The sequence below is a fragment of the Devosia sp. genome, assembly GCF_039927955.1.
Lineage (GTDB): Bacteria > Pseudomonadota > Alphaproteobacteria > Rhizobiales > Devosiaceae > Devosia.
This window is the reverse complement of record NZ_JBDSUA010000076.1, coordinates 1-7,687: the sequence shown is the minus strand read 5'-3', so window position 1 is coordinate 7,687 and position 7,687 is coordinate 1. Positions and strand designations below refer to the sequence as shown.

The following is a 7,687-nucleotide window of genomic DNA, read 5'->3' as shown; positions in this document are numbered from 1 at the left end:
AGATGCGCACCACCACACCGGGGACAATCCATCCCATCCTCCTGAGCAAATCACTTGCACAGCACAAGAATCCAAAAAGGATCGTAGGTAAACAGTTCCCCCTTGTGGGGAGGGAAGGGAGGGGGTTGCTGCCGCTTATCCCCGCCCCATCGACCGCAGCCATACTGTCCTCACCAATCGAGGACATTTCATGGACAATACTTCCCGCTTGAGCCTGCCCTTCATCATGCCGCAGCAGGCGCAAAAGCATGTGACGCATAACGAGGCGTTGCAGACGCTCGATGCGCTGGTGCAGCCGGTGGTCAAAAGCCGGACCATTGCGACGCCGCCCGGCAGCCCGATGCTGGGCGATGCCTATATCCTGCCTGCCAGCCCAACCGGGGCATGGGCGGGGCACGCCACGGAAATCGCGGTTTGGCAGAACGCGGCCTGGAGCTTTCTCGATCCGGCCAATGGCTGGCAGGCCTATATCGAGGACGCGCAGGCCATCGTGGTGTTTCAGTCCACCGCCTGGGTGGCACTGGCCGGCAACGGCGCGGCAGGCGTGCCGATGGTGGGCATCAATACCGGGGCCGACAGCACCAATCGGCTGGCGGTCGCGGCGGCGGCGACACTGTTGAGCCATGACGGCAATGGCCATCAGCTCAAGCTCAACAAGGCGGCCAGCACCGATACGGCGAGCCTGCTTTATCAATCCAACCATACCGGCTATGCCGAAATGGGCCTGGCGGGCGACAATCATTGGCGGCTCAAGGTCAGCCCCAATGGCTCAAGCTGGGTCGATGCGCTCAAGATCGATAATGCCACCGGCGGGCTGACCGTGGTGGCCGCGATCAAACCGGCAACTGACAACAGCATAACACTAGGCGCCAGCGGCGCGCGCTGGTCGGCAGTGTGGGCGGCGACGGGCACCATCCAGACCTCCGATGCGCGGCAGAAAACCGATATCGCGCCCAGCGATCTCGGGCTGGATTTCATCAGCGCATTGGAACCGGTGCGCTATCGCTGGAGCGAAGGCAAGCGCACGCACTATGGCCTGCTGGCGCAACAGGTCAAAGTAGCGCTGGATCAGGTCGGCGTGGATGATTTCGCCGGATATATCCTGACCGACCCGGCTGACCCGCAAAGCGAGCAGGGGCTGCGTTACGATGCGTTTATCGCGCCATTGATCAAATCCATCCAGCAACTCAACGCGCGACTTGCAACGTTGGAAAAAATCGCCCAAGCCTAGCCAAAACGTGCGTGACCTGCTGACAAAGCAGCGACCATAAGGCTATGTGACGTACGTACATCGGGAGGAGTTCGGCATGGCATCGGGCAAGCGTCTGGGCGTTGGTTTTATCGGCGTCGGCAATATTTCATCGGCCTATCTCAAGGCGATCAAGGGTTTTGAGCAGATGCCGGGCTTTGACGTGCTCGATATCAAGGCGCTGTCCGATATGCGCCTTGAATCGGCGCAGGCGCGGGGCGCCGAATTCAATATCCCGGCCAAGTCAGTGGACGACATGCTGGCCGATCCCGAAATCGATCTGGTGATCAATCTGACCATTCCGCGCGCCCATGTCGAAGTGGGCCTCAAGGCGCTGGCCGCCGGCAAGCACGTCTATTCGGAAAAGCCGCTCGGCATTACCTTTGCCGAAGGCAAGACACTGCTCGACGCCGCCAACAAGGCCGGGTTGCGCATCGGTTCGGCGCCCGACACGTTTCTGGGTGGTTCGCACCAGCAGAGCCGCGCCGTGGTTGATAGCGGCGCGCTTGGCCAGATCGTCGGCGGCACCGCCTATTTCATGTGCCCGGGCCATGAAGCCTGGCATCCCGATCCGGCGTTTTACTACGATATCGGCGGCGGGCCGGTGCTCGACATGGGTCCGTATTACATTACCGATCTGGTCAACCTGCTGGGGCCGGTGTCCAAGGTGATGGCAATGAGTTCGATGCTGCGCGCCGAGCGCGTCATTGGCTCGGAGCCGAAAAAGGGCCAGACTATTCCGTCCAGGGTTTTGACCCACGTTACCGGCTCGCTGGCGTTTGAAAATGGCGCCATCGTGCAGGTGGGCCTGAGCTTTGATGTGGCCGGCCACAAGCATGTGCCGCTGGAGCTCTATGGCACTGAAGCGAGCCTGATCGTGCCCGATCCCAATTTCTTTGGCGGCGAAGTGTCGCTGAAACAGCGCGGCAACGGCAATGACTGGACCGCTGTGCCGGTCGAGCTGCCCTATGCCGACGGCAATTACCGTTCGCTTGGCGTCGCCGACATGGCCCATGGTATTTTGAACAATCGCCCTCATCGCGCCAATGGCGATCTGGCGCTGCACGTGCTCGAGGTCATGGAAGCCTTCGAGGTGTCGTCGCGCGAGGGCCGTGTTATCGACATCAAGACCCCAGTGGTCCGTCCGGCGCCGATCAGCGAATCGTTGGTGGGCGGCAGGATCGGGTGAGGGGCCTTTCGTCTGGACGCGAAACACTCGTGGGGCTAATTCTTCCCTATGACTTTCCAGCCTGCCCGCAACCATGAAACCCTGGGCGATGCGTTCTATGATCGCGTCGCCGCGGCAGATTTCCCGAAGACCATCCTGCGCCATCGTGATCAGCGCTGGGCGCGGCGGGTGGGACTGGACGGACTGAGCGATGCCGAGTGGGTTGCCCATTTCGGCAGGTTCGAACCGCTGCCCGGATCGCTACCGCAACCCCTGGCGCTGCGCTATCACGGCCACCAGTTCCGCAGCTACAATCCCGATCTGGGCGATGGGCGCGGCTTCCTGTTTGCGCAGGGATTTGATCTGAAAGACCATCGCCTGCTCGATTTTGCCACCAAGGGCTCCGGCAAGACCCCATGGTCGCGCGGTGGCGATGGCAGACTGACGCTCAAGGGCGGGGTGCGCGAAATCCTGGCCACCGAAATGCTCGAAGCGCTGGGCGTCACCACTTCCAAATCATTGTCGCTGATCGAAACCGGCGAAAACCTGCATCGCGGCGACGAACCATCGCCGACGCGCAGTGCGGTGCTGGTGCGGCTCAGCCATTCCCATATCCGCATCGGCACGTTTCAGCGGTTGGCTTACAATGAGGACAGCGCGGCGACGCAGGCGCTGCTCGATTACACCATTGCCAATTACTACCCCGAACTGGCCGACGCCGCCGACCGACCGGCGGCGTTGCTTGGGGCGGTGGCGCTGCGCGTGGCCAAGCTCGGCGCGCACTATATCGCCGCCGGCTTCGTGCATGGCGTGCTCAATACCGACAATATCAACGTCACCGGCGAGAGCTTTGATTATGGTCCGTGGCGGTTCCTGCCGACCTATGATCCGGATTTCACGGCAGCCTATTTCGATGAAACCGGGCTCTATAGCTTCGGCCGCCAGCCCGATGCATTGGCCTGGAACGTGACGCGGCTGGCTGAATGCCTGGTGCCGATTTCCAGCATCGAGGCGCTGGAGCCGGCGCTGAACCAGTTCTGGCCCGCTTTCCGCGCCGAACTCGCCAAGGCCATGCTGAAGCGCCTGGGGCTGGTGCCGAACGGCAATGATGGCGATGCCGATTTCGTCACCGCGCTGTTCGGGTTTTTGTCAGTCAGCAAGGCGCCCTACGAACAGTTCTTTTTTGACTGGCGCGGGGGCATGGCGAGCCTTGAGCGGGCCGCCGCCGGCCCGTCGGCTGCGCACTATGCCAGCGAAACCTTCCGACCGATTGCCGATGCGATGGAGGGGTTCGCGGCCGCGTCCGACGCCAATCTCGACCATCCCTATTTTGCGCGACGGACGCCGCGCACGATGCTGATCGACGAGGTTGAAGCGATCTGGGCGCCGATTGCCGAGCGCGACGACTGGAGCGGGTTGGAGACAACGCTTGCCGAAATTGCCCAGATGCGCGACGCCTATGGGATCAAGCCCTGAGGTTCCGGCCATGACCCTTTATGCCCTGGATGGCATTGCGCCCCAAATCGATCCCGATGTCGCCTGGATCGCGCCAACCGCCGTGCTGGTCGGCAAGGTCAGCGTCGGGCGTGACGCGGGCATCTGGTTTGGCGTGGTGGCTCGGGGCGACAATGAACCCATCACTATCGGCGCCCAGACCAATGTGCAGGAAAACGTCGTGCTGCACACCGATATGGGCTTTCCGCTGCGCATCGGCGCGGGCTGCACTGTGGGCCACAAGGCGATGCTGCATGGCTGCACCATTGGCGACAATACGCTGATCGGCATGGGCGCCACTGTGCTCAACGGCGCGGTAATCGGCAACAATTGCCTGATCGGGGCCGGAGCGCTGGTCACCGAGGGCAAGGTGATCCCCGACAACTCGCTGGTGGTTGGCGCACCCGGCAAGGTGATCCGCGAACTGGACGCCGAGGCCGTGACCAGGCTGCGCCAGTCAGCGACGCACTACGTTTCCGCGGCGCGGCGCTTTGCCAAAGGGCTGCAAGTGGTCGAGCCCAGGAGCCTGTCGTTCGACGCAACGTGATTGCGCTGGCAAAGCGCCACAACCCCATGATAAATTTTGACTGCTCGGTCAAAGAAGTGCGACGTTTGGGTCGCCACAGCCGATGGGGGTCAGATGCGCGAGATCATCGAACAGCTTGAAGCCAAGCGCGCGCAGGCCCGCCTCGGCGGCGGGCAAAAGCGTATCGACGCGCAGCACGCCAAGGGCAAACTGACCGCGCGCGAACGGCTCGACGTGCTGCTCGATCCCGGCTCGTTCGAAGAATACGACATGTTCGTCACCCATCGGGCGACCGACTTTGGCATGGCCGAGACGATCATCCCCGGTGATGGCGTGGTCACCGGCTGGGGTACCATCGATGGGCGCATGACCTATGTGTTTTCCCAGGATTTTACCGTTTTCGGCGGCTCGCTGAGCGAAACGCATGCCAAGAAAATCTGCAAGATCATGGACCTGGCGCTGCAGAACGGCGCGCCGGTGATCGGGCTCAACGACAGCGGCGGGGCCCGCATCCAGGAGGGCGTCGCCAGCCTTGGCGGCTATGCCGACGTGTTCTGGCGCAATGTGCAGGCCTCGGGCGCTGTGCCGCAGATTTCGGTGATCATGGGGCCATGCGCCGGCGGGGCAGTGTATTCCCCGGCGATGACCGACTTCATCTACATGGTCAAAGACACCAGCTACATGTTCGTCACTGGTCCCGACGTGGTCAAGACCGTGACCAACGAGATCGTCACCGCCGAAGAACTGGGCGGGGCCGTCACCCATACCAAAACCTCGGCGGTGGCCGATGCGGCGTTCGACAACGATATCGAAACCCTGCTCGAAGTGCGCCGGTTGTTTTCGTTCCTGCCTTTGATGGCCGGGCAGAAGCCACCGCGCGTCAAGACCAATGACGATCCTGATCGCGGCGACGCCTCGCTCGATACCATCATCCCCGATAGCGCCAACCAGCCCTATGACATGCATGAGGTGATCACCAAGATCGCCGACGAGGGCGACTTTCTCGAGCTGCAGAAGGACCATGCCGGCAATATCCTGACCGGCTTCATCCGGCTCGATGGCAATTCGGTTGGCGTCGTCGCCAATCAGCCGCTGGTGCTGGCCGGGTGCCTCGATATCAACTCGGCCAAGAAGGCGGCCCGCTTCATCCGCTTCTGCGACGCCTTCGAAATCCCCATCCTGACGCTGGTCGACGTGCCGGGGTTTTTGCCCGGCGTGGCGCAGGAATATGGCGGCATCATCAAGCATGGCGCCAAACTGTTGTTCGCCTATGCCGAAGCCACCGTACCGCTGGTGACGGTGATTACCCGCAAGGCCTATGGCGGCGCCTATGACGTGATGGCGAGTAAGCACATCAAGGCCGACGTCAACTACGCCTGGCCATCAGCCGAAATCGCCGTGATGGGCGCCAAGGGCGCCAGCGAGATCCTCTATCGCTCCGAACTGGGCGACAAGGACAAGATCGCCAAGCGCACGGCGGACTACGAAGCCCGCTTCGCCAATCCGTTCGTGGCGGCGGAGCGCGGCTTCATCGACGACGTGATCATGCCGCACGGGACCAGGCGGCGGGTGATCCGGGCGTTCTCGACGCTGCGGGGCAAGGCGGAAGCCGTGCCGAAGAAGAAGCATGGGAATATACCGCTGTGAGGGATTTGTGATGGAAACGCACCCCCACCCCTGTCCCCTCCCCACAAGGGGGAGGGAGACCCTCCCTGTCTGTCTTAGTAACCACGGGCATTGTGTGGTCGGCTCTATCGTCTCCCTCCCCCTTGTGGGGAGGGGACAGGGGTGGGGGTTCTGGTGAGCATCGAACGCGCCAGATCGCTGCGAAAAAGCGCGACGCCGCCGGAGCAGGCGATGTGGCGGCTGCTGTATCCGTTGCGACAGGCCGGCCATAATTTTCGACGGCAGGTGCCTTTGGGGCGCTATTATGCTGACTTCGCCGATCATGGCTCGAAGCTCGTCATTGAGCTTGACGGAGATACGCACGGCACCGAGGCGGCCATCGCGTATGATGCATTACGAGGCAAGTTCATGGACGCTGAAGGCTACCGTGTGCTGCGGTTCACCAACACCGAAGTCATGGGAAATCCAGAAGGCGTTTATGTGGTCATTGCCGCAGCGCTCGAACAAGCGCCAGCGCTCGTGGCTCCCCCCACCCCTGACCCCTCCCCACGAGGGGGAGGGAGACGGTTGGATTCTGCCCAATCAGAAGACAGAAAGAACAGCTGAATGTTCTCCACCTTGCTCATCGCCAATCGCGGCGAAATTGCCTGCCGGGTTATCCGCACCGCCAAGCGGCTCGGGATCAAGACCATTGCGGTTTATTCCGATGCCGACCGCGAGGCGCTGCATGTGCGGATGGCTGACGAGGCGGTCCATATTGGTGGATCGGCGGCCAAGGATTCGTACCTGTCGATCGACAGGATCATCGCCGCCTGCCGCGAGACCGGCGCCGAGGCGGTGCATCCCGGCTATGGCTTCCTCTCCGAAAACCCGAAATTTGCCGAGGCGCTGAGCGCTGCCGGGATCATTTTTGTCGGGCCGCCGCTCAAGGCCATCGAGGCCATGGGCGACAAGATCACCTCCAAGAAAATCGCGGCAGCGGCAGGGGTTTCGACGGTGCCGGGGCATATGGGGTTGATCGCCGATGCCGAGGAAGCGGCCACCATCGCGTCGGAAATCGGCTATCCGGTGATGATCAAGGCCTCGGCCGGCGGCGGCGGCAAAGGGATGCGGATCGCCTGGGACGATGCGGAGGCCAAGGAGGGCTTCGAGCGCTCCAAGTCGGAGGCGGCGAGTTCGTTCGGCGACGACCGGATTTTCATCGAGAAATTCGTCACCCAGCCGCGCCATATCGAAATCCAGCTGATCGGCGATCAACATGGCAATGTGCTGTATTTGAACGAGCGGGAATGCTCGATCCAGCGGCGCAACCAGAAGGTGATCGAGGAAGCGCCGAGCCCGTTTCTCGACGCAGGGACGCGGCAGGCGATGGGCGAACAGGCTGTCGCACTGGCCAAGGCGGTGGGTTACACCAGCGCCGGGACGGTGGAATTCATCGTTGATGGTAACAGGAACTTCTATTTCCTCGAAATGAACACGCGGCTGCAGGTCGAGCATCCGGTCACCGAACTGATCACCGGCATCGATCTCGTCGAGCAGATGATCCGCTCGGCTGCCGGCGAAAAGCTCTCGATCAAGCAGAGCGACGTCAAACTCACCGGCTGGGCGGTCGAAAGCCGTGTCT

7 protein-coding genes are annotated in these 7,687 nt (G+C 62.1%); all 7 read left to right on the top strand.

Annotation, left to right across the window (positions count from 1 at the left end; translation table 11 throughout):
• Window positions 1–190 precede the first annotated feature (190 nt).
• Window positions 191–1,231, top strand: coding sequence for a DUF2793 domain-containing protein (locus ABIT12_RS17775; RefSeq protein WP_348045391.1), 1,041 nt, complete (start codon window positions 191–193; stop codon window positions 1,229–1,231).
• A gap of 76 nt (window positions 1,232–1,307) precedes the next feature.
• Window positions 1,308–2,438, top strand: coding sequence for a Gfo/Idh/MocA family oxidoreductase (locus ABIT12_RS17770; RefSeq protein WP_348045389.1), 1,131 nt, complete (start codon window positions 1,308–1,310; stop codon window positions 2,436–2,438).
• 48 nt (window positions 2,439–2,486) lie between these two features.
• The gene (locus ABIT12_RS17765) at window positions 2,487–3,893 is read left to right on the top strand and encodes a protein adenylyltransferase SelO (protein WP_348045387.1); all 1,407 of its coding nucleotides are present in this window, start codon (window positions 2,487–2,489) and stop codon (window positions 3,891–3,893) included.
• A gap of 10 nt (window positions 3,894–3,903) precedes the next feature.
• Window positions 3,904–4,458, top strand: coding sequence for a gamma carbonic anhydrase family protein (locus ABIT12_RS17760; RefSeq protein ID WP_348045385.1), 555 nt, complete (start codon window positions 3,904–3,906; stop codon window positions 4,456–4,458).
• A gap of 93 nt (window positions 4,459–4,551) precedes the next feature.
• Window positions 4,552–6,084, top strand: a complete 1,533-nt coding sequence (locus ABIT12_RS17755) for an acyl-CoA carboxylase subunit beta (protein WP_348045383.1) — start codon at window positions 4,552–4,554, stop codon at window positions 6,082–6,084.
• A 153-nt stretch (window positions 6,085–6,237) separates the two neighbouring features.
• Window positions 6,238–6,669: an endonuclease domain-containing protein gene (locus tag ABIT12_RS17750; protein ID WP_348045381.1), complete on the top strand. Its 432-nt coding sequence runs from the start codon at window positions 6,238–6,240 to the stop codon at window positions 6,667–6,669.
• Window positions 6,670–7,687 (top strand): biotin carboxylase N-terminal domain-containing protein (locus ABIT12_RS17745; protein ID WP_348045379.1); only part of this gene is annotated, 1,018 nt, incomplete at its 3' end. It abuts the gene before it with no gap.